Annotated in this window: 32 protein-coding genes; all 32 read right to left on the bottom strand. The window is 58.4% G+C overall.

The genetic code is table 11. From position 1 onward, the window contains the following. Window positions 1–496: 496 nt before the first annotated feature. The 32 genes from BGO89_09230 to BGO89_09075 all read right to left on the bottom strand — a co-directional run bounded on the left by BGO89_09230 (window position 497) and on the right by BGO89_09075 (window position 17,418). A complete protein-coding gene (locus BGO89_09230; GenBank protein OJX56712.1) occupies window positions 497–982 on the bottom strand; it encodes a 5-(carboxyamino)imidazole ribonucleotide mutase in 486 nt (161 codons plus the stop codon). Beyond that, window positions 979–1,593, bottom strand: coding sequence for a hypothetical protein (locus BGO89_09225; protein OJX56711.1), 615 nt, complete (start codon window positions 1,591–1,593; stop codon window positions 979–981). Before BGO89_09225 ends, BGO89_09230 begins: the two co-directional genes overlap by 4 nt. Window positions 1,594–1,650: 57 nt before the next feature. Continuing rightward, window positions 1,651–2,322, bottom strand: a complete 672-nt coding sequence (locus BGO89_09220; GenBank protein OJX56710.1) for a 50S ribosomal protein L17 — start codon at window positions 2,320–2,322, stop codon at window positions 1,651–1,653. Window positions 2,323–2,372: 50 nt separating this feature from the next. Next, window positions 2,373–3,380 carry a DNA-directed RNA polymerase subunit alpha gene (locus BGO89_09215; protein ID OJX56709.1) on the bottom strand — a complete coding sequence of 336 codons (1,008 nt, stop codon included), beginning with the start codon at window positions 3,378–3,380 and terminating at the stop codon, window positions 2,373–2,375. 111 nt (window positions 3,381–3,491) lie between these two features. Then, window positions 3,492–3,878 (bottom strand): 30S ribosomal protein S11, encoded by a 387-nt coding sequence (locus BGO89_09210; GenBank protein OJX56708.1) that lies wholly within the window; start codon window positions 3,876–3,878, stop codon window positions 3,492–3,494. Window positions 3,879–3,900: 22 nt separating this feature from the next. Next, window positions 3,901–4,278: a 30S ribosomal protein S13 gene (locus tag BGO89_09205; protein ID OJX56707.1), complete on the bottom strand. Its 378-nt coding sequence runs from the start codon at window positions 4,276–4,278 to the stop codon at window positions 3,901–3,903. A gap of 14 nt (window positions 4,279–4,292) precedes the next feature. Continuing rightward, on the bottom strand, window positions 4,293–4,409 hold the full coding sequence (locus BGO89_09200) for a 50S ribosomal protein L36 (protein ID OJX56706.1): 117 nt from the start codon (window positions 4,407–4,409) through the stop codon (window positions 4,293–4,295). 33 nt (window positions 4,410–4,442) lie between these two features. Continuing rightward, window positions 4,443–4,661, bottom strand: a complete 219-nt coding sequence (locus BGO89_09195) for a translation initiation factor IF-1 (protein OJX56705.1) — start codon at window positions 4,659–4,661, stop codon at window positions 4,443–4,445. A 13-nt stretch (window positions 4,662–4,674) separates the two neighbouring features. Then, window positions 4,675–5,475, bottom strand: coding sequence for a type I methionyl aminopeptidase (locus BGO89_09190; GenBank protein OJX57333.1), 801 nt, complete (start codon window positions 5,473–5,475; stop codon window positions 4,675–4,677). 5 nt (window positions 5,476–5,480) lie between these two features. Continuing rightward, window positions 5,481–6,830, bottom strand: coding sequence for a preprotein translocase subunit SecY (locus tag BGO89_09185; GenBank protein ID OJX56704.1), 1,350 nt, complete (start codon window positions 6,828–6,830; stop codon window positions 5,481–5,483). Next, window positions 6,823–7,284 (bottom strand): 50S ribosomal protein L15, encoded by a 462-nt coding sequence (locus BGO89_09180; protein OJX56703.1) that lies wholly within the window; start codon window positions 7,282–7,284, stop codon window positions 6,823–6,825. Before BGO89_09180 ends, BGO89_09185 begins: the two co-directional genes overlap by 8 nt. A 13-nt stretch (window positions 7,285–7,297) precedes the next feature. Further along, a complete protein-coding gene (locus BGO89_09175; protein OJX56702.1) occupies window positions 7,298–7,480 on the bottom strand; it encodes a 50S ribosomal protein L30 in 183 nt (60 codons plus the stop codon). A gap of 24 nt (window positions 7,481–7,504) precedes the next feature. After that, window positions 7,505–8,014, bottom strand: a complete 510-nt coding sequence (locus BGO89_09170) for a 30S ribosomal protein S5 (GenBank protein ID OJX57332.1) — start codon at window positions 8,012–8,014, stop codon at window positions 7,505–7,507. A gap of 22 nt (window positions 8,015–8,036) precedes the next feature. Further along, window positions 8,037–8,405: a 50S ribosomal protein L18 gene (locus BGO89_09165; protein ID OJX56701.1), complete on the bottom strand. Its 369-nt coding sequence runs from the start codon at window positions 8,403–8,405 to the stop codon at window positions 8,037–8,039. 14 nt (window positions 8,406–8,419) lie between these two features. Beyond that, window positions 8,420–8,959: a 50S ribosomal protein L6 gene (locus BGO89_09160; protein OJX56700.1), complete on the bottom strand. Its 540-nt coding sequence runs from the start codon at window positions 8,957–8,959 to the stop codon at window positions 8,420–8,422. Between the two features lie 23 nt (window positions 8,960–8,982). Continuing rightward, a complete protein-coding gene (locus BGO89_09155; GenBank protein ID OJX56699.1) occupies window positions 8,983–9,378 on the bottom strand; it encodes a 30S ribosomal protein S8 in 396 nt (131 codons plus the stop codon). A 45-nt stretch (window positions 9,379–9,423) separates the two neighbouring features. Beyond that, the gene (locus BGO89_09150) at window positions 9,424–9,693 is read right to left on the bottom strand and encodes a 30S ribosomal protein S14 (protein ID OJX56698.1); all 270 of its coding nucleotides are present in this window, start codon (window positions 9,691–9,693) and stop codon (window positions 9,424–9,426) included. A 5-nt stretch (window positions 9,694–9,698) separates the two neighbouring features. Continuing rightward, entirely contained in the window at window positions 9,699–10,196 is a 498-nt protein-coding gene (locus BGO89_09145) for a 50S ribosomal protein L5 (GenBank protein ID OJX57331.1), read from the bottom strand. 150 nt (window positions 10,197–10,346) lie between these two features. Then, on the bottom strand, window positions 10,347–10,670 hold the full coding sequence (locus tag BGO89_09140) for a 50S ribosomal protein L24 (protein OJX56697.1): 324 nt from the start codon (window positions 10,668–10,670) through the stop codon (window positions 10,347–10,349). Between the two features lie 7 nt (window positions 10,671–10,677). Continuing rightward, window positions 10,678–11,046: a 50S ribosomal protein L14 gene (locus BGO89_09135; protein ID OJX56696.1), complete on the bottom strand. Its 369-nt coding sequence runs from the start codon at window positions 11,044–11,046 to the stop codon at window positions 10,678–10,680. Window positions 11,047–11,058: 12 nt separating this feature from the next. Beyond that, the gene (locus BGO89_09130; protein OJX56695.1) at window positions 11,059–11,340 is read right to left on the bottom strand and encodes a 30S ribosomal protein S17; all 282 of its coding nucleotides are present in this window, start codon (window positions 11,338–11,340) and stop codon (window positions 11,059–11,061) included. A gap of 14 nt (window positions 11,341–11,354) precedes the next feature. Then, window positions 11,355–11,561: a 50S ribosomal protein L29 gene (locus BGO89_09125; GenBank protein ID OJX56694.1), complete on the bottom strand. Its 207-nt coding sequence runs from the start codon at window positions 11,559–11,561 to the stop codon at window positions 11,355–11,357. Window positions 11,562–11,564: 3 nt separating this feature from the next. Continuing rightward, window positions 11,565–11,984 carry a 50S ribosomal protein L16 gene (locus BGO89_09120; GenBank protein OJX56693.1) on the bottom strand — a complete coding sequence of 140 codons (420 nt, stop codon included), beginning with the start codon at window positions 11,982–11,984 and terminating at the stop codon, window positions 11,565–11,567. A gap of 24 nt (window positions 11,985–12,008) precedes the next feature. Beyond that, window positions 12,009–12,656 (bottom strand): 30S ribosomal protein S3, encoded by a 648-nt coding sequence (locus BGO89_09115; protein OJX56692.1) that lies wholly within the window; start codon window positions 12,654–12,656, stop codon window positions 12,009–12,011. A 14-nt stretch (window positions 12,657–12,670) separates the two neighbouring features. Continuing rightward, complete coding sequence (locus BGO89_09110) at window positions 12,671–13,009, bottom strand: 50S ribosomal protein L22 (GenBank protein ID OJX56691.1); 339 nt, start codon at window positions 13,007–13,009, stop codon at window positions 12,671–12,673. A gap of 10 nt (window positions 13,010–13,019) precedes the next feature. Next, on the bottom strand, window positions 13,020–13,307 hold the full coding sequence (locus BGO89_09105) for a 30S ribosomal protein S19 (protein OJX56690.1): 288 nt from the start codon (window positions 13,305–13,307) through the stop codon (window positions 13,020–13,022). 23 nt (window positions 13,308–13,330) lie between these two features. Next, window positions 13,331–14,167, bottom strand: coding sequence for a 50S ribosomal protein L2 (locus BGO89_09100; GenBank protein OJX56689.1), 837 nt, complete (start codon window positions 14,165–14,167; stop codon window positions 13,331–13,333). A gap of 39 nt (window positions 14,168–14,206) precedes the next feature. Continuing rightward, complete coding sequence (locus BGO89_09095; GenBank protein ID OJX56688.1) at window positions 14,207–14,509, bottom strand: 50S ribosomal protein L23; 303 nt, start codon at window positions 14,507–14,509, stop codon at window positions 14,207–14,209. A gap of 16 nt (window positions 14,510–14,525) precedes the next feature. Beyond that, window positions 14,526–15,155, bottom strand: a complete 630-nt coding sequence (locus BGO89_09090; protein ID OJX56687.1) for a 50S ribosomal protein L4 — start codon at window positions 15,153–15,155, stop codon at window positions 14,526–14,528. A gap of 12 nt (window positions 15,156–15,167) precedes the next feature. Further along, on the bottom strand, window positions 15,168–15,788 hold the full coding sequence (locus tag BGO89_09085) for a 50S ribosomal protein L3 (GenBank protein ID OJX56686.1): 621 nt from the start codon (window positions 15,786–15,788) through the stop codon (window positions 15,168–15,170). Window positions 15,789–15,803: 15 nt separating this feature from the next. After that, window positions 15,804–16,112: a 30S ribosomal protein S10 gene (locus BGO89_09080; GenBank protein OJX56685.1), complete on the bottom strand. Its 309-nt coding sequence runs from the start codon at window positions 16,110–16,112 to the stop codon at window positions 15,804–15,806. A gap of 97 nt (window positions 16,113–16,209) precedes the next feature. Continuing rightward, window positions 16,210–17,418 (bottom strand): translation elongation factor Tu, encoded by a 1,209-nt coding sequence (locus BGO89_09075; protein OJX56684.1) that lies wholly within the window; start codon window positions 17,416–17,418, stop codon window positions 16,210–16,212. Window positions 17,419–17,474 lie beyond the last annotated feature (56 nt).

Genomic DNA, 17,474 nt, shown 5'->3' with positions numbered 1-17,474 from the left:
AGGGTTAAGGATGAATGATCACGACGACGGCACGAGCACACACTTCCCGTGTGGGCATGATTCATGCGGACTGGAATGGGGCGATATGTGGCGGTGCAGAATGCCGTGTACTTGCGTACCTACGCGTGCATTCCTGCTACTTCGCTGCGGGAGGGGTCAGAGTGAAAGAACGACACAGATCGTCCTGCGAAGACACTGCCCGGATTCCCGCAGCAGCATTCGTCGTCGGTCGGATCGATATGTGTGTCGTGTGGTCAAGGGATTGGGGTCGTATCCTTGGGAAGCGCGCAATTTGCTAAATAATCTTCGAATTGCTGTGTTGTCATTTCACGGCAGGTCGAAAGACCCGCCGAACGGGGCACATGCAACGCTGGACATCGATCGTATCCGGGGCAGAAACGATGCCACATGACGGCATGGATACCCGGTATCACATCGTGGTCGACGGATACGCAGGCTCCGGTGGTTCGCCGAATATGGAGTGCGGCCGTACGGCCTACAGATGGTCGTTCTTCGCTCTCGACTCTTCGGCGATACGCTGCTTGAAGACGATGAGCTTCTGCAGAAGTGAAGGATCTGCGATGGACAGCATTTCGATGGCGAGAAGGCCGGCATTGCGGCCGCCACCGATGGCGACGGTGGCCACGGGAACACCGGCGGGCATCTGGACGATGCTCATGAGGGAATCCATACCCTTGAGATGCCGCGTGGGAATCGGTACTCCGATGACGGGAAGGGGCGAGAACGCAGCCGTCATGCCGGGCAGATGCGCTGCACCTCCGGCACCGGCGATGATGACCTTGATACCGCGTTCGTGAGCGGTGCTTCCGTACTCAGCCATGTCGGCAGGTGTACGGTGAGCACTGACGACGCGCATTTCGTACGGAACGTCGAATTCTTCGAGAATGATGGCCGCATCCCGCATGACGGGCAGGTCCGAATCACTTCCCATGATGATACCAACGATAGGCTTGCTACTCATGACGATGCCTGTTGATGTTGATCTCGGGTTCGTTTCATGATGCCGATGAGGCTGCTGCGACCGTCTCCCGTCTTCGACGACGTGACGATGACGTCCACGGCGAAGCGGCACTGCGACAGCAATTCCTTCACCTGCGCATGACGTCGTTCGACGTCCTTGGCGGACAGCTTGTCGCACTTCGTGAGCACGGCGACGAAGTTCCGTCCGTTCATCTCGAGCTCTTCGAGCATGGCCATGTCGAGAGGTTGCGGATCGTGGCGGCCATCGATCAGCACGCATACCAGGGCCAGCGGCGTACGATTGAAGAGATAGGTTCTGATGCTCTTGGCGAACAGTTCCCGACGTTCCTTGCTCACGGATGCATAGCCGTAGCCGGGAAGGTCGACGAGGACGATGCCGAGATTGGTGGCGAAGAAGTTGATTTCCTGCGTCTTGCCCGGCGTGTTGCTGACGCGCGCGACGTTGCCCTGACGTACGATGGCATTGATCAGCGACGACTTCCCCACGTTGGAGCGCCCGATCATCGCCACTTCGGGCAGACCGAGATCGGGGTACTGGTCCGGCTGGACGGCACCCTTGATGAATTCGACGCTGATGTGATCCTGTGCCATAAAAAGGAAAACGCCGGACCGCTGGTCCGGCGTCGGAATCCTCGTAGTCTTCGTTTGTTATGCTTCGGTCTTGGGCTCTTCGTCCGTATCGGCTGCCGTTTCGGGTGCATCCATGGTGGATGCTTCGGCGATGGGTGCCGTATCCGCCAGCTGAGCTGCTTCCACGACGGGTGCATCGGCGACCGGAGCTTCGACTTCCGCCACCGGAGCTGCTTCCGCAACAACGGGTGCTGCGGCGACTGCAGGTGCGGCCTTCTTGGCGGCGGCCTTCTTCTTGGGAGCAGCCGTCGTAGCCTTGGCACGGGTCTTCGTGCTGACGCGACCATCCTGCGGATTCGACCAGTCCACGAGTTCGATCACGGCTTCTGGGGCGTTGTCACCACGACGGAGACCGATCTTGGTGATGCGCGTATACCCGCCGTTACGTTCTGCCACCAGGGGTGCGATCGTATCGAACAGTTCCTGGAGCACGGCCTTGTTACGGATGAAGCGGCCTACCATACGGCGGCTGTGCACATCCACACCCTGGACGGAACCGGCCTTCTCTGCATTGTGTGCATTGCGGGCGCGCGTGATGAGGTGTTCGGCGAATGGGCGCAGTTCCTTGGCCTTGGCTTCGGTCGTCACGAGGCGCTTGTGCTCGAACAAGGAGGTTGCAAGGTTGCACAACAGTGCGCGCCTGTGGCTCGCCGTGCGCTTCAGCTTGCGTCCTGCTACGTTGTGTCTCATGGCTCAGATCTCTTAATCGTTGTTCGTCTTCTTGTTCGGTGTACGGCGAGTTATTCGGCCGATTTGGGTTCTTCACGCAGGTAGGGCTCGACATCCATACCGAAGGTCAGTCCGGCAACCTGGACGACGTCCGCCAGCTCGGCCAGCGACTTGCGGCCGAAGTTGCGGAACTTGAGGAGTTCCGATTCCTGCAGGCTGACGAGGTCGGCCATCGTCTTGATGCTGGCTGCCTTGAGGCAGTTGTGTGCACGTACGGAGAGTTCGAGATCATCCACCGACGTCATGAGGACACGACGGATGCGGATGAAGTCCGAATTCGCATTGCTGTTCTCGGAAGGAGTGTTCTCGGCCACCGCGACTTCCTTGCGGACGCCGAGGAAGAGTGCGATGTGTTCGCTGAGGATCTCGGCAGCATGCTGCACGGATTCCTGTGCCGTGATCGATCCGTCCGTCTGGACGTCGAGGATCAGGCGCTCGTAGTCCGTCTTCTGACCGACACGATAGGGTTCGACGGTGAAGACGACGTTCTTGATCGGCGTGAAGATCGCGTCGATGGCGATCATACCCACCGGGAAGTCCGAGCTGTTCTGATCTTCGGAAGGAACGTAGCCCTTGCCCTTGCCGATACGGAGTTCGACGTCGAAGTCCGCATCATCGGCGAGCGTGGCGATCTTCTTTTCGGGATCGAGAACGGTGATACCGGGATTTGCGGCTTCGATGTCCTTACCGTACCAGATCCCGGGGCCCTTCATACGGAAGGTGATGCGGTTTGCGGCCTTCTTGTCGTTGAGGGCAAGGCGAACTTCCTTCAGGTTGAGGATGATCTCGCACATGTCCTCGGTCACACCGGGAATGGTCTGGAACTCGTGTTGTACGTCGCTGATTTTCACACCAACGATGGCGGCACCCTGGATCGACGAGAGGAGTACGCGACGGAACGCGTTACCGATCGTCACACCATATCCTTCCTCAAGCGGGTTGAGGACGAACTTGGAGTGATACGGACCGGTGACCTCATCGATCTGGACCTTCTCCGGCATCTGCATGGTTGTATTCATAAGCTCAGGGTCTCGCAAAAAGTGAAATATCATTTCACTGGCACAATCGGCAATGCATCGACGAGCGGAGCGCGAAGCATCACGCACGCCCACGCATGGCATGGAACGGGATTATACGCGGCGGCGCTTCGGCGGACGGCAGCCGTTGTGCGGAAGGGGCGTCTGATCCATGATCGAAAGCACTTCCAGACCGGCTTGCGTCAATGCGCGGATGGCGGCTTCACGACCACTTCCCGGGCCCTTCACGACGACATCCACCTTGCGCAGGCCCATTTCGAAGGCCTCGCGTGCGGCCTTGTCGGCCGACACCTGGGATGCATACGGCGTGTTCTTCTTGGAGCCGCGGAAACCGTTCTTGCCGGCCGACGACCAGGCAAGCGTGTTACCGTACGTGTCCGTGATCGTTACGATCACGTTGTTGAACGTAGCGCGAACGAACACCTTGCCGTGTACGTCCGCGACGATCTTGCGCTTCACGCGCTTTTTCGCTGCTGCCATTGTTCCGTTATCCTAGTTGTCGTTACTTCTTCGCTGCCTTCTTCTTACCGGCCACCGTCTTGCGCTTGCCCTTGCGGGTACGTGCGTTCGTACGCGTGCGCTGTCCGCGTACGGGCAGCCCACGGCGGTGACGCAGCCCACGGTAACAGCCGATATCCATGAGGCGCTTGATGTTCAGTTGCACTTCGGAGCGCAACTGCCCTTCTACCTTGATGTCGCCAAGTACTTGGCGGATCCGCGCTACTTCATCGTCGGTCCAGGTCGACACACGCTTGTTCGGGTCCATTCCGGCCTTTTCGAGGACCTGGCCCGACAACTTGTCTCCGATACCGTAGATGTAGGTCAGTGCAATGATGCCGCGCTTGTTCTTCGGCAGATCAATACCTGCGATACGAGCCACAGTTAGTCTCCCAATTACCCTTGACGTTGCTTGAAGCGGGGATTCTTCTTGTTGATGATGTACACCTTACCCTTGCGACGCACGATCTTGTCGTCGGGGTTCCGTTTCTTGACGGATGCCTGTACCTTCATGACAATACTCCCTTTGTTACAATCTATTCTTCGTTACTTGTACCGGTAGACGATGCGACCCTTCGTGAGATCGTAGGGGGACATCTCTACCGTCACCTTGTCACCAAGGAAGATGCGGATGAAGTTCATGCGCATCTTTCCCGAGACGTGAGCCAGAATCTTGTGGCCGTTCTCCAGTTTCACGATGAACTGGGTGTTCGGCAGCGTGTCTTCGATCACGCCGTCAACGCGGATGAGGTCTGCCCTCGCCATGCGTTCCCTTGCGTTAGTTCATCAACGTGAGAATGACCGGCTTGTCACCGCTCACAATCACTGTGTGTTCAAAATGTGCCGACGCCTTGCCGTCAGCGGCATAGATCGTCCAACCGTCGCTGGCCGTATGCACATGGAACATGCCCATGTTCACCATCGGCTCGATCGCGAGCGCCATGCCGCTGCGCAGCTTGACGTTGGGATACCGCGACCGGTGCAACAGGCCCGGTACGAAGTTCGGGACGGGAGGCTCTTCATGGAGGTGACGGCCGATGCCGTGCCCCACGAGTTCCCTCACCACCGAAAATCCATGCTTTTCAACGTGCGTCTGAATCGCTCTCGCGATGTCGTATACCTTGTTGCCATCCACCGCCTGCTCGATACCGAGCATAAGGGCTTCCTGCGTGACGTCCAGCAGACGCTGCTTGTCGGTGGAAATCTCACCGACGGCGAACGTATGCGCGCTGTCGCCGTAGAATCCGTCCTTGCGGACACCGCAGTCGACCGACACGATCTGTCCGGCCTTCAGCGTGCGATTCCCCGGCATGCCGTGAACCACTTCTTCGTCGATGCTTACGCACAACGAATACGGGAACGTCAACCCGTTCACCACATGTCCCTTGAAGGCAGGCTCTCCACCACGGCTGCGGATGAACTCCTCCGCCATGGTATCGAGGTCCTGCGTCGCCACACCAGGTACGATATGCGGCTTGAGCATGGCCAGCGTATCGGCGACGAGGCGGCCAGCCGCCTCGAGCTTCCGGATATCATCGGCCGAATGCACAGTAGGCGCAATATCGACGACGGAGGCCATCATCATCAGGACATCGCTCCTGCACGACCACGGATCTTGCCCGTCTTCATGAAGCCGTCATAGTGACGCATGAGAAGATAGGATTCGATCTGCTGCAGCGTATCGAGGGCTACGCCGACGATGATCAGCAAGCTCGTTCCGCCGAAGAACGACGCGAACAGCGGCGGCACCTGCAGAACGCGGATAGCGAACGTGGGCAGGATGGCGATGAGCGCGAGGAAGACGGCGCCCGGGAGCGTGATCCGGGTAAGGATGTTCTCGATGTAGTCCGACGTCGGCTGTCCAGGGCGTACACCCGGAACGAAGCCGCCGTTGCGCTTCATATTATCGGCCACTTCCTTCGGATTGAAGGCGATAGCCGTATAGAAGTACGTGAAGAACAGGATCATCAGGCCGTAGACGATTGCATAGACCACAGATTGGTCGCTGAACAGTCGTGCGAACTCCTGCAGACCCGTGCTTTCGGGGAAGAAGCTGGCGATCGTAGCCGGTACGAAGAGGATCGACTGGGCGAAGATGATCGGCATGACGCCGGCCGTATTCACGCGCAGAGGAATGTACTGCGTCGTACCACCGTAGACCTTGCGGCCGACGACACGCTTGGCGTACTGGACCGGAATCCGGCGCGCGCCCTGTGTGACGAGGATGACCGCTGCGATGATACCGGCGAGAAGGGCGACGAGGACGAGGTCGACGACGACGTTTCTCGAACCGGCGGAGATCAGCGAGATTTCCTGCTGGATGGCCGTGGGGAACCGTGCGATGATACCGATGAAGATGATGAGCGAGATACCGTTGCCGATACCGCGATCCGTGATCTGTTCACCGAGCCACATCAGCACGATCGTTCCTGCCGTCAGGATGATGACCGACGATGCCGTCCACAAGAATCCCGCATCCGGTACGACGGAGAGGCCACCGGGGCCTGCCGTCGTCTGGGCGATCTTCAACGTGACGCCATACGCCTGCAGGACGGCTACAAATACCGTCAGATATCGTGTGTACTGGTTGATCTTGCGGCGCCCGTCCTCACCCTCGCGCTGCATCTTCTGCAACGACGGGAGTACGACGCCGGCGATCTGCAGGATGATGCTGGCCGAGATGTAGGGCATGATGCCCAGGGCGAACAAGGCCGCATTCGAGAAGGCCCCTCCGACGAACATGTCGTAGAGACCGAAGATCGTCCCCGAATCGCCGAGGGACGATGCGGAACTCAGAAGGTCGACGTCAACACCGGGGATCGTGATAAACGAGCCGATCCGCACGGCCAGCAACACCACGAGGGTGAAGATGATCCGCGTGCGGAGCTCTTCGATCCGAAAGATGTTACGGAGAGTGGTAACGATATTAGACATTGGCGCTTACCACTCCTCCGGCCGACTCGATCTTCTCCTTGGCGGAGGCGGAGACCTTGTCGACCGTCACGGTCAACTTGGCCGACAGATCGCCGTTACCGAGGATCTTTACCGGTGCCGATTTCTTGCGTACAACACCCAGATCATAGAGTACGGAGGCATTGACGACACCATCGGAGATACGGCGTTCATCAACAAGGCGCTGCAGCGTGGCAACGTTCACTTCCTGATACTCGACGCGGTTGATGCTGGTGAAGCCAAACTTGGGTACGCGACGGATGAGAGGCATTTGACCGCCTTCGAATCCGGGACTTTGGCTGAAGCCGCTACGCGACTGGTGACCCTTGTGGCCACGCGTGGCAGTGCCACCGTGACCGGAGCCTGCACCACGACCGACGCGTTTCTTCTTGTGGCGCGAGCCCGGAGCGGGGCTCAGATTTCCTACGTGTTTCATTGTCGTTCGCAGTTTAGTCAGCAATTTCTTCCACTTTAACAAGGTGTCGTACCACGTTGACCATGCCGAGCGTCTGGATGTTCTTCGGCTTGATCGATACGTAGTTCGGACGTCCGAGGCCCAAGGCCTTGATCGTGGCCTTGTGCTTTTCCAGCGAACCGATGACGCTACGGACTTGTGTGATCTTCAATTTCATGGGTATGGGTCCTTTCTACCTGGCTTAACCGTGGAGAACCTTCTCGATGCCGACACCGCGGCGAGCTGCGACGGCCGATGCATCATCGAGTGCCGTGAGCGCCTGCATGGTAGCCTTCACCGTGTTGTGCGGATTCGACGATCCCTGGCTCTTCGTGAGCACGTCCTTGACACCGGCGAGTTCGAGGATGGCACGCACGCCACCGGCGGCGATGACACCCGTACCCGGCGTTGCAGGGCGGATCAGGACCTTGGCCGCACCGAACTTGCCGATGATCTGGTGAGGAATGGTTCCATCCTGCACGCGGACCTTGACGACAGCCTTCTTCGCTGCTTCTGTTGCCTTCGTTACCGCATCGGATACTTCGCCAGCCTTACCGAGGCCATAGCCGACGTGTCCGTTCTCATCGCCCACCACGACGATGGCCGAGAAGTTGAACCGACGTCCGCCCTTGACGACCTTCGCCGTCCGGCCTACGTAGACGATCTTGTCCTTCAGGTTCAGTTCCGAGACTTTTTGCTTTGCCACTGACAGTTCTCCTGTTGTCGTCGTTCGATTAGAATTGCAGTCCGTGTTCACGAGCTGCGTCGGCCAGGGCCTTCACACGGCCGTGGTAGAGGAAGCCGCCACGGTCGAAGGCGACGGTAGCGATCTTGCCTGCCTTGGCACGTTCCGCGAGAACGGTACCGACGACACGGCTCTGCTCGACACGCGAAAGACCATCGATCTTCGCGCGGACTTCCTTGTCGTTCGTGGAAGCGCTGACGAGCGTCTTGGCCGTCGTGTCATCCACGATCTGCGCATAGATGTGATTCACCGAGCGGAAGATCGACAGGCGATAGCGCTCCGGCGTACCGTGAACCTTGCGGCGCACGCTCATCTTGCGGCGCATGCGGCGTGCATTCTTCAGTTGATTGCGTTTCATAGTCTTTTCGTTCCTTACTTGCCTGCCGACTTACCGGCCTTACGACGGATGTATTCGCCTTCGTAACGGATGCCCTTGCCCTTGTACGGCTCGGGGGGACGCAGCTTGCGGACCTTGGCGGCCACTTCGCCCACGAGTTGCTTGTTGACGCCCTTCACGGCGAAGACCGTGGGAGATGCGACGGCGAACTCGACGCCATCCGGGGGGATGAAGAGGATCGGATGCGAGAAGCCGAGGTTGAGCAGCAGGTTCTTGCCGCGCATTTCGACCTTGTAACCGACACCTTCGATTTGCAGATTCCGCGTGAATCCGTTGGACACGCCTTCGACCATCCACGCGATGGTGGCACGCGTAAGACCGTGTACGGAACGTACCTTCTTGTCATCCGACGAGCGGCTGAAGGTCAGTTCGGATCCATTGAGGTGATGGGTGATCTCATCGCTTACCGCGCACGTCAGTTCGCCCTTCGGGCCCTTGACCTTGCAGTTGCCGCCATCGAACGTTACCTGGACGTTGGCGGGGACGTTGATCAGTTTCTTCCCAACTCGTGACATGTTGAATGCTCCTTAGCTTCGCGTTACCAGATCGTGCAGAGAACTTCGCCGCCGACATTTTCACGGCGGGCCTGCTTGTCCGTCATCACGCCACGAGGCGTGGAGACGATGGCGATACCCAGGCCGTTGCGTACGCGCGGAAGCTTGTCGACCGGCGCATAGAGACGACGACCAGGCTTGCTGATTCGGCGGATCTCGCGGATCACGGGCTGGCCGAGATAGTAGCGCAACTTGATGTGCAGCACACCCTGATGGGCGTTCTCGATCTTCTCGAAGTCCGCAATGAACCCCTGATCCTTGAGAATCGAGGCGATCGAGATCTTCAGGTTCGAGCACGGCACATCCAGGGTCTTGTGCTTTGCGGCGGACGCATTGCGGATGCGCGTGATAAAGTCGGCGATGGTGTCTGTTACTGGCATAGTGGTCGTCGAATGGTCGTTGTCAGAATGTCGTCGGAACTCCGATTACCAGCTGGATTTCCGGATGCCCGGAATCTTGCCCTCGAGGGCGAGGAGCCGGAACATGTTCCGGCAAAGTCCGAACTTGCGATACACGGCCTTGCCGCGCCCGGTCATCTTGCAGCGGGAACGAATGCGCGTAGGTGCACTGTTCCGGGGAAGCTTCTGCAGTCCTACCATGTCACCGGCAGCCTTGAGCTCGGCACGCTTGACAGCGTACTTGGCGGCGAGGCGTTGGCGCTTCTCGTTACGAGCGATGATACACTTCTTAGCCATTGCGATTAGTCCCGTTTGCGGAATGGAAAACCGAATTCCTGGAGAAGAGCGTAGGCCTCTTCATCCGAGGCAGCCGACGTCACGAAGGTGATGTCCATACCCGTGATCCTGCCGACCTTATCGACGTCGATTTCCGGGAAGATGATCTGCTCCTTGATGCCGATCGTGAAGTTACCGCGACCGTCGAAGCTCTTGTCCGAGAATCCGCGGAAGTCGCGGATACGGGGAGCGGCGATGTTGATGAAGCGGTCGAGGAACTCGAACATGCGAGCGCGACGCAGGGTCACTCGGGCGCCGATGGGCATGCCTTCGCGGAGCTTGAAGTTAGCGATGGACTTCTTGGCTCGCGTGACAGCCGGACGCTGGCCGGTGATCAGCTCGAGTTCGTTCACGGCAGCCTGGAGCAACTTGGTGTCCTGCGAGGCAGCACCGACTCCGATGTTGATCGTGATCTTTTCGAGCTTGGGCACTTGCATGAGGGTGCCATACGAGAATCGCTTCATGAGCGCCGGTACCACGTTGTCCTTGTAGAAGGCATACAGACGCGGTGCCGCGGGGGCTACGCTCACCTCTTCGAGGCGAGGGCCGTCCGGCTTGAAATCGATCTTCTTCGTTGGTGTTTTCGCCATGGTTTCGTCTACCTGATTATCAGCTTAGAGTTCTTCGTTCGTGGTCTTGGCCACACGCTTGACGGTTGCCTTGCCACCGGGCGCAGCCGTACGTTCGATGCGCGTACGCGTCGGCTTGCCGTTCTTGTCCACCAACATCACGTTGCTGTAGTGGATCGGCACTTCCTGCTTGACGATGCCACCGTTCGGATTGGACTGCGACGGGCGCACGGCCTTGGAACGGATGTTCACACCTTCGACAAGGACCTTCATCTGGTCGGGAAAGACCATGAGAACGCGGCCGGTCTTGCCGTTGTCGTTACCTGCGATGACCTTGACGGTGTCGCCTTTTTTGATCTTCAGCTTCATACGTACCTCAGAGCACCTCAGGTGCCAACGAAATGATCTTCATGAAGTTCTTTTCGCGCAGCTCGCGAGCGACGGGTCCGAAGATCCGTGTGCCACGCGGGTCGCCGTTGTTGTTGATGATGACGGCTGCATTCTCGTCGAAGCGGATGAATGAGCCATCACGGCGGCGAACTTCCTTCTTCGTGCGCACGATCACGGCCTTGCACACTTCGCCTTTCTTGACGGTGCCGGAAGGCAAGGCTGCCTTGACCGAGCACACCACGATGTCACCGACGGTAGCGGTGCGTTTGCCGTGACCACCGAGGACGCGGATGCAGCGCAGCTTGCGAGCTCCGGAGTTGTCGGCGACGACGAGATTACTTTCTTCCTGGATCATGAGCCTTCTCCCTTACTGCGCACGTTCGATGATTTCAACGAGCGTCCAGCGCTTGCGTGCGCTCAACGGACGGCATTCGATCACCTTCACGGTGTCGCCGATCTGGCACTGATTCTGTTCATCATGTGCCATGATCTTCTTCGTCTGCTTGAAGTACTTCTTGTAGAGCGGGTGGATGACCTGGCGTTCGATGCTCACCACGATCGTCTTGTCCGCCTTATTGCTCACGACCTTGCCCGTGCGCGCTTTCTTGCGTCCGGTCGAGGTTGCTGCTTCTGTAGTCACGTCTGGCATGGGTCTGTCAGTTCTCAGTTAGCGTTATTCTTACGTTCCTGGAGAATCGTCTTCATACGCGCAATGTCCTTGCGGAGCGTGCGGATGCTCGACGTATCCTGCAATTGGCCCAGCGTGAGCTGGAAGCGCAGCCTGGTTACGTTCTCTTCACTTTCCTTGAGGAAGGTGTCGAGCTCATGTGTCGGGAGGCCGCGCAGGTCCTCTGCCTTTCTTGCCTTCATTGCTTAGCCCTCCAGGTCCACGCGTTGGACAAACTTGCACTTGATCGGAAGCTTGTGCATCGCAAGGCGGATAGCCTCCTGCGCACGTTCCTTGGTTACACCGTCGATCTCGAAGAGGATACGGCCGGCCTTGACCACCGCTACCCACATTTCGGGATTACCCTTACCCGAACCCATCCGGGTTTCGGCAGGCTTCTTCGTCACGGGCTTGTCGGGGAAAATCCGGATCCACACCTTACCGTCACGACGCAGGTAGCGATTGATCGCGATACGCGCCGATTCGATCTGGCGATTGGTGATCCAGGCACCCTCGAGGGCCTTGAGACCGAAGGAGCCGAACGCTACCTGCGATCCACGATAGGCCTTGCCGCGGCGACGTCCGCGCTGGGTCTTCCGGTGTTTTACTCTTTTAGGAATAAGCATTGCTCTGACCCGTCAGCTACTGGTTCACTGTTCCTTGTTCTGTTGCTTGCCGATGACTTCGCCACGGCAGATCCATACCTTGATGCCCAGGGATCCGTACACGGTTTCGGCACGGGACTGCGCATAGTCGATGTCGGCTCGTAGCGTGTGCAGCGGCACACGACCTTCTTTGTACTGTTCGGTCCGGGACATGTCCGCTCCACCGAGACGGCCGGAGCACATGATACGGACACCTTCCGCGCCAACACGCATGGTGCTGCTGACGGCATTCTTCATCGCACGGCGGAACGAGATACGCCCTTCGAGCTGCTGCGCGATGTTGTCGGCAACGAGCTGGGCATCGAGTTCGGGGCGCTTGATCTCACTGATGAGAATCTTCACTTCCTTCTTCGTCAGCTTGCGGAGTTCTTCCTCGAGCTGCGAGATATCCTTGCCCGAACGACCGATGATGACACCGGGACGCGACGTGTTGATCGTGATCCGCAGTTGCTTGGCCGTACGCTCGACGATGACACGTGCCACGCCGGCCTTCTTCAGACGACTCTTGATGTAGTTGCGGACCATCAGGTCTTCCTGAAGCTTCTCCGCAACGTTCTTCTCATCGAACCAGTTGGCTTCCCACTGGCGGATAATGCCGAGGCGCAGCCCGATCGGATGTGTTTTCTGACCCAAGGTTGCTCTCCTGCTTACTGTTTCGTGGTTACAACGATGGTGAGATGGTGCGAACGCTTGCGGATCCGGTACGCACGGCCCATTGGCGCGGGCGAAATCCGCTTCAGCGTCGGTCCCGGATCGACGAAGCATTCCTTCACGATGATCGATTCCGGATTGATTCCGGCATCCTTCTGCGTGAGGTTGTTGATGGCCGACTTCAGTGTGAGTTCGGCTGCCTTCGCCGCATGCTTTTCATGGAACTGCAGGATGTTGAGGGCCTGCACCACCGATTTGCCGCGGATAAGGTCGATCACAAGCCGCATCTTGCGGGGCGAGGACCGTGTGTAGCGTTTTACTGCTCTTGCTTCCATCGTTCGTCCGTTATTTCTTGCCTGTCTTGAGATCCTTGCGGTTGCCGGAATGGCCGCGGTAGTTACGCGTCGGCGAGAACTCACCGAGCTTGTGGCCTACCATGTTTTCCGACACGTATACCGGGATGAACTTGTTGCCGTTGTGTACCGCGAAGGTATGACCCACGAAGTCCGGTGCGATTACCGAAGCGCGCGACCATGTCTTGATCACGGTCTTCTTGCCGCTCTGATTCATCGTGTCGACCTTCTTCACCAGCTTGTAGCTGATAAACGGTTCTTTCTTGAGGGAACGAGGCATGGTGTATCCTTCTTGATCGCTTCTTACTTGGTCCGACGACGAATGATCATGTCATCCGACGCCTTCTTCTTCTTGCGCGTCTTCAGCCCCTTGGCGAGCTGACCCCACGGCGAACGCAGGTGCTGACGTCCACCACCCGACTTCGAGCGACCTTCACCACCACCGTTCGGGTGGTCGATCGGATTCATGGCCATACCGCGCGTCTGCGGGCGTACACCCAGCCAGCGCTTGCGGCCGGCCTTGCCGTACAGGATGTTCTCGTGATCGCCGTTGCTCAGCACTCCGAGCGTCGCCATGCATTCCGAAGGAACCATGCGGATCTCGCCTGAAGGCAGCTTGAGCTGGGCCTTGTTTCCGTCCACACCGACGAGCTGGGCCGAAGCGCCAGCCGTACGTACCATCTGTCCACCCTTGCCGGGCTTCATCTCGATGTTGTGCACGAACATGCCGAACGGGATCTTGCGAAGGGGAAGGCAGTTGCCGTCACGCAGTTCGGCGGTCTCGCTGGAGATCAGGACGTCGCCGACCTTGATCTTCGCCGGTGCGAGGATGTAGCGCTTCTCTCCATCGGCATACTCGAGCAGAGCGATACGGCAGGTACGGTTGGGATCGTACTCGATCGTGAGAACCGTGGCCGGAATATCCTTCTTGTTCCGCTTGAAGTCGATGATGCGATACAGACGCTTGTGTCCGCCGCCACGGTGACGCGACGTTACGCGACCCGTGTTGTTCCGTCCACCAGACTTCTTGAGAGGCACCGTGAGGGACTTCTCCGGCTTGGCGGCCGTGATCTCATCGAAGGCGCTGACGGAGTAGAACCGCGTGCCTGGTGTGATCGGTTTGAGTGTGCGAATTGCCATTGTCGTTCTCTTCTAGTCGTCGTGTTCTTGATGGAGCCCTTAGTTCTCGCCACCTTCGCCGGCAACGATGTCAAGCGTCTGGCCTTCCTTCAGCGTGACATAGGCCTTCTTGCGGAGGTTCGTCCGTCCAACCTGCAGGCCACGCTTCGTGAAGCGCGACTTCACCTTGCCCTTGATCCGTACGGTGCGGATGCTTTCGACTTCCACGTCGAACATCTGCTTGAGGGCAGCCTGGATCTGAAGCTTGTTCGAGTTCGGATCAACTTCGAAGACATACTGGCGGAGGTGACCCACCTTCGTGGCCTTCTCGGTAATCACCGGTTTTCTGAGTACTGTGATCATGATAGCCGCCCGTACCTTAGTTGCTTCCGAATGACTGTTCGAGGGTCTGTACGGCGCTCTTGAAGATCAGGAGCTTGCCGTGGCTCAGCACATCGTATGCCGAGATCTTGTCTGCGGGGAATGTCGTCACGCCCGGGATGTTGCGCGCCGAACGAACGACGTTCGTGTCGGTCTGCGGCAGGAGGACGAGGACCTTCGAACCATCGAGGTTCAGCGCCTTCATCATGGAGGCGATGTCCTTCGTCTTGGCCTGCTGGAGGGTGAAGTCTTCCACCACGTGCACGTTGTTCTCACGAGCGCGGAGAGCCAGCGCCGACTTGCGTGCGAGGCGCTTGACCTTCACCGGCAGTTCCACACGGTAGAGGTGGGGAATGGGGCCGTGAATCTTGCCACCACCAGGCTGCAGCGGAGAACGGCTCGTGCCACGACGTGCGCCACCAGTCCCCTTCTGCTTGAAGGGCTTCTTGCCGCCGCCCGAAACTTCCGAGCGCGTCTTGTTCTTGTGAGTACCCTGGCGACGATGAGCGAGATACGCCCGCACCGCCAGATACATCGCGTGCTCGTTAGGCTCTACGCCGAACACCGTTGCCGGGAGTTCGATCGTGCCTGACTTCGCACCGTCCTTGGTTACTACTTCCACTGTCATGGTCGTGTTCGATTAAAGCTTGACAATTTCCACCACACCGTTGGGCGCACCAGGGATGCTCCCCTTCACCATCAGCAGATTCGATCCGGGAATCACGCGCACGATCGTGAGATTGCGTACGGTGATCCGCGTTCCGCCCATCCGGCCTGCCATGCGCATGCCCTTGAAGACACGCGACGGGAAGGACGAGGAGCCGATCGAACCAGGGGCGCGCGGACGGTCGCTCTGACCGTGCGTCGTCATACCCACACCACCGAAGTGGTGGCGTTTCACGACGCCCTGGAAACCGCGTCCTTTGCTCGTGGCAGACACTTTGATCTTGTCGCCTTCGGCAAAGTTGTCAACCGTCACAACGTCGCCTACGGCAACCTTGTTGAACAGCTGGCGGAACTCCTTGAGATGGCGCACGGGCGCCGTTCCGGCCTTGGCGAGGTGTCCCGCCTTCGGCTTGTTGAGTTTACGTTCGGCAAGAGCTCCGAATCCGATCTGCACTGCCTCGTATCCGTCGCTCTCCATGGTTTTCACCTGGGTGACGGGGCAGGGGCCGGCTTCGATCACGGTGCACGGTACGAATTGACCGTCTTCCGTGAAGATGCTCGTCATGCCTATTTTTCGTCCAAGAATAGCACTCATGGCTCTAGATCACTTTTAGACTTTCACTTCCACATCAACGCCTGCCGGTAGTTCCAGGCGCATGAGCGCATCAATTGTCTTCTGCGTCGAGCTGAAGATGTCGATGAGCCGCTTGTGCACACGAGCTTCAAATTGCTCGCGCGACTTCTTGTCCACGTGGGGCGACCGCAGCACCGTGTAGATGCTCTTCTCCGTCGGCAGCGGGATGGGTCCCGAAACCACGGCTCCGGTCTGCTTCACCGTGCGCACGATGCGCTCCGCCGAACGGTCGATCAGATTGTGATCGTATGAGCGAAGCTTGATGCGAATGCGTTGCGTTGCCACTCGATTGTTCTCCTGGTTGGCGTGTTCAGGTCCTGAGACGACAACGAGGGAAGGGGTGACCTTCCCTCGGTCCGTTCATTGCTGTCTTCGCTATTGCTTATTCGATGATCCCTGTCACGACACCAGCACCTACGGTACGGCCACCTTCGCGGATAGCGAAGCGAAGACCTTCTTCCATAGCGACCGGCGTGATGAGCTCAACTTCAAGGTTGTCGACGTTGTCGCCAGGCATGATCATTTCCATGCCGGCCGGCAGGTTGAGAACACCCGTTACGTCCGTCGTACGGAAGTAGAACTGCGGGCGATAGTTCGTGAAGAACGGCGTGTGACGGCCGCCTTCTTCCTTCGTGAGTACGTAGGCCTGAGCCTTGAACTTGTGGTGCGGCGTGATGGATCCCGGCTTCGAGATAACCATACCGCGCTCGAGTTCTTCCTTGTCCACACCGCGGAGAAGAAGACCGACGTTGTCACCGGCTTGTCCTTCATCCAGCAGCTTGCGGAACATTTCGATACCCGTTACCGTGGACTTCTTCTGAAGACCGAAGCCTACGATTTCGACTTCATCGTTGACCTTGACGATACCGCGCTCGATACGACCCGTACCTACCGTACCGCGACCCGTGATCGAGAACACGTCTTCGACAGGCATGAGGAAGGGCTTGTCCACATCGCGCTTCGGCGTGGGGATGTAGCTGTCGACGGCGGCCATGAGTTCATAGATGCACTGCAGGTCGGGATGGCTCGACGTCGTTCCGTCTGCGGAAGCGGCTTCGAGAGCCTTGAGAGCAGAGCCCTTGATGATCGGAATGTCGTCGCCGGGGAATTCGTACTTCGACAGCAGTTCGCGGATTTCGAGTTCCACGAGGTCGACGAGTTCAGGATCGGCGATGTCAACCTTGTTCATGAAGACGACGATACGGGGCACACCGACCTGGCGAGCGAGCAGGATATGCTCACGCGTCTGGGGCATCGGGCCGTCCGTAGCGGCTACCACGAGGATGGCGCCGTCCATCTGAGCGGCACCCGTGATCATGTTCTTCACATAGTCGGCGTGACCAGGGCAGTCGACGTGAGCATAGTGACGGTTCTCCGTCTCGTACTCGACGTGCGCCGTGGCGATTGTGATCCCGCGTGCCTTTTCTTCGGGAGCGTTGTCAATGGAGTCAAACGAACGCTTTTCAGCCAAACCTTGCACAGCTAGCGACATGGTGATCGCTGCCGTCAACGTTGTTTTGCCGTGGTCAACGTGGCCAATCGTGCCTACGTTCACGTGCGGTTTGTTCCGCTCGAATTTTTCCTTTGCCATGGGTCAAACTCCTCTGGATGCAGGAAGGTTTGTGTTGAGAGTTATTTACTAGAGTT

Source organism: Candidatus Kapaibacterium thiocyanatum (assembly GCA_001899175.1).
In the GTDB taxonomy this organism is placed as follows: domain Bacteria; phylum Bacteroidota; class Ignavibacteria; order Kapaibacteriales; family Kapaibacteriaceae; genus Kapaibacterium; species Kapaibacterium thiocyanatum.
The sequence above is the reverse complement of the archived record's forward strand: the minus strand, read 5'-3'. Positions and strand labels throughout refer to the sequence as shown.